The 2,512-nt window shown below is 77.8% G+C and carries 3 protein-coding genes; 1 reads left to right on the forward strand and 2 read right to left on the reverse strand.

Annotated elements, in window-relative coordinates; all coding sequences use genetic code 11:
• Positions 1 to 1,426: NAD(P)H-hydrate dehydratase (locus DKL51_RS28925; RefSeq protein ID WP_124812787.1), on the reverse strand; the 1,426-nt coding region annotated here is incomplete at its 3' end.
• A gap of 47 nt (positions 1,427 to 1,473) precedes the next feature.
• Positions 1,474 to 1,842, reverse strand: coding sequence for a holo-ACP synthase (locus DKL51_RS28930; protein WP_109948254.1), 369 nt, complete (start codon positions 1,840 to 1,842; stop codon positions 1,474 to 1,476).
• A 228-nt stretch (positions 1,843 to 2,070) separates the two neighbouring features.
• On the opposite strand from DKL51_RS28930, the gene DKL51_RS28935 reads away from it, so the two are divergent.
• Positions 2,071 to 2,367 carry a type VII secretion target gene (locus DKL51_RS28935; protein WP_109948255.1) on the forward strand — a complete coding sequence of 99 codons (297 nt, stop codon included), beginning with the start codon at positions 2,071 to 2,073 and terminating at the stop codon, positions 2,365 to 2,367.
• Positions 2,368 to 2,512: the final 145 nt, after the last annotated feature.

Raw genomic sequence — 2,512 nt, forward strand, 5'->3', positions numbered from 1 at the left:
CCTCGGACAGCTCGGCCAGTCGGTCGGCCGCCTCCCGGCCGGCCAGCCCGTGCAGGTACGCCGCCGCAGCGGCCGCCCGCTCCGCCGCCAGCCCGGCGGCGAGCAGCGAACCGAGCAGGCCGGACAACACATCGCCGGTGCCCCCGGTGGCCAGCACCGGGGTGCCGGTCGGGTTGACGTACGCCCGCCCAGCCGGCGTACCGATGATCGTCCGGTCCCCCTTGAGCAGCACCACCGCGTTCATCCAGGCGGCGAGCCGCAGCGCGGCCCCCACCCGGTCCGCGCCCGGGGCCTCGCCGCAGAGCCGGGTGTACTCCCGGTCGTGCGGGGTCACCACGATCGGCGCCTCCCGGTCCCGCAGCCGCTCCGCCATCTTGCCGTCGACCAGCAGGGTTAGGCCGTCCGCGTCGAGCACCACCGGCACCGGGGCGGCGAGCACCGCCCGCAGCTCGGCCGTGGCCTCCTCGCCGGTGCCGAGGCCGGAACCGCAGACCCAGGCCTGCACCCGGCCGGCGTCCGCGACCCGGCCCGTGGCGATCACCGACGGATGCTGGTGCAGCACCTCCGCCCGGGCCCCGCCGGCGTAGCGGACCATTCCGGTCGGCCCGGCCAGCGCACCGCCGACCGAGAGGACCGCCGCGCCCGGGTACGTCGTCGACCCGGTGGCCACCCCGACCACGCCCCGGCTGTACTTCTCCGACGCCGCGCCGGGCCGCGGCCACCAGTCGACGACGTCGGACCACTCGGTCACCCGCAACGCGGGCGTCCCGCGCAGCCACGGCTCCAGCCCGATGTCAACCAGCTCCACGTGCCCGGCCAGGGCGGCGGCGGGCCCGACCACCAGGGCCGGCTTCAGCGCGCCGAAGGTCACCGTCACGTCCGCGCGCACCGCGCTGGGCCGCCCGGCCGCGGTCAGCGGCACGTGCCCGGTGTCCACCGCGACCCCGCTCGGCACGTCCACCGCCACCACCGTCGCCCGGGCGCCGTCCCGCCCGCAGTGCTGCACCAGGCTCGCCGCCAACTGGTCGGCGGTCTCCCGCAGCCCGCCGGTGCCGCCGATCCCGACGATGCCGTCGAGCACCAGGTCGACGGTGCCTGGGGGCCGGTCGACCAGCCGCCCGCCGGCGGCTCGCAGCGCCGCCAACCCCTCGGCGTGTGCCCGGCCGGGGGTGAGCAGCAGGGCGGCCACGGCCGCGCCGCGGCTGGCCAGGCGGGCGCCGGCGTAGAGGGTGTCGCCGCCGTTGTCTCCGGAGCCGACCAGCAGCAGCACCCGGGAGCCGTAGACGCCGCCCCGGTCCTCGAGGAGCAGGGCGCAGCGGCGGGCCAGCCCGGCGGCGGCCCGCTGCATCAGCGTCCCGGGCGGAAGGGTGGCCATCAGGCCCACCTCCGCCGCGCGTACGTCCGTGACCCGCCACACCGGTTTCATGCCACTCCGTCCCGTCCCCGGGCGGACCGGCCGGCCCGCCGGTCAGCTCAGCGTTCCGCGACCACCATGGCCGACGCGATGCCGCCATCGTGCGACAACGACAGATGCCAGCGGCTGATCCCCCGTTCGGTCGCCACCGCGGCGACCGTGCCCGAGACGGTCAGCCAGGGGCGGCCGTCCGGGTCCGGCACGATCTCGCAGTCGTGCCACCGCAACCCGGTCGGGGCGCCCAGCGCCTTGGCCACGGCCTCCTTCGCCGCGAAGCGGGCCGCCATCGACTCCGGCGAACGCGGGTTGCCGGACCCGGTGTACCGCTCGGCCTCGGTGAAGAGCCGATCGGCGAGCAGCGGCGTCCGCGCCAGGGCCCGGGCGAACCGGTCCACCAGCACGACATCGATGCCGACAGCCACGATCACGGACCTCACCCTACCGGCGCTCGGCGCCGCAGATTAGCCACCGGGTGCCCTGTGGGCAACGCCTGTGGACAACCCCGGGTACGCCCACCGCCCGTTGTCCACAGGGCGGGTGCCCCGCGTGCGGGCTGCCTAGCGTCGGCACCGTTACCCGTCCGACCTCGGCCCCAGGCCGGCGTCGGGCGCCGATCCGCCGCCGATCCGTCGACGGCGCCGGGAGCGGGGAGACCGATGACCGAGGAGCCGTTCACCGTCCAGCCCGAGTTGCTGCGCGAGGTCGCCCGGGCGCTCGGCGACGACGCGTACCGGCTGGCCCGCGGGCTGGCCGAGGTGCCGGGGCTGGTGGTGTCCGCCGACCGGTGGGACGCTGGCGCGGCGCTGGCCGGGCTGGAGTCGGCGGTGCACCGCTGGTACGGCGGGCTCGCGGCCCGGGTGGCGGTCACCGCCGACGCGGTCCGCACCGCCGCCGACGGCTACGAGGCGGTTGACGATCGCGCCGCCCGACGGCTGGCCGGGCTCCCCCGGTGACCGGGTACGAGCAGCTCTGGGCGGCCGACCCGGCCAGCTGGGCCGCCACCGGGGCGGCCTGGCGCGGGCGGACCGGTCCGGGGCGGCGACGGGCCGGTGACCTCGCGGCGCGGGCGACCACCCTGCGCCCGGGGTGGTCCGGTGG

It is taken from the genome of Micromonospora globispora (assembly GCF_003857015.1).
GTDB lineage: Bacteria > Actinomycetota > Actinomycetes > Mycobacteriales > Micromonosporaceae > Micromonospora > Micromonospora globispora.

Coding starts and splice junctions, on each gene's coding strand:
- DKL51_RS28935 (WP_109948255.1), top strand. CDS start 2,071: ATGACCGAGGAGCCGTTCACCGTCCAGCCCGAGTTGCTGCGCGAGGTC.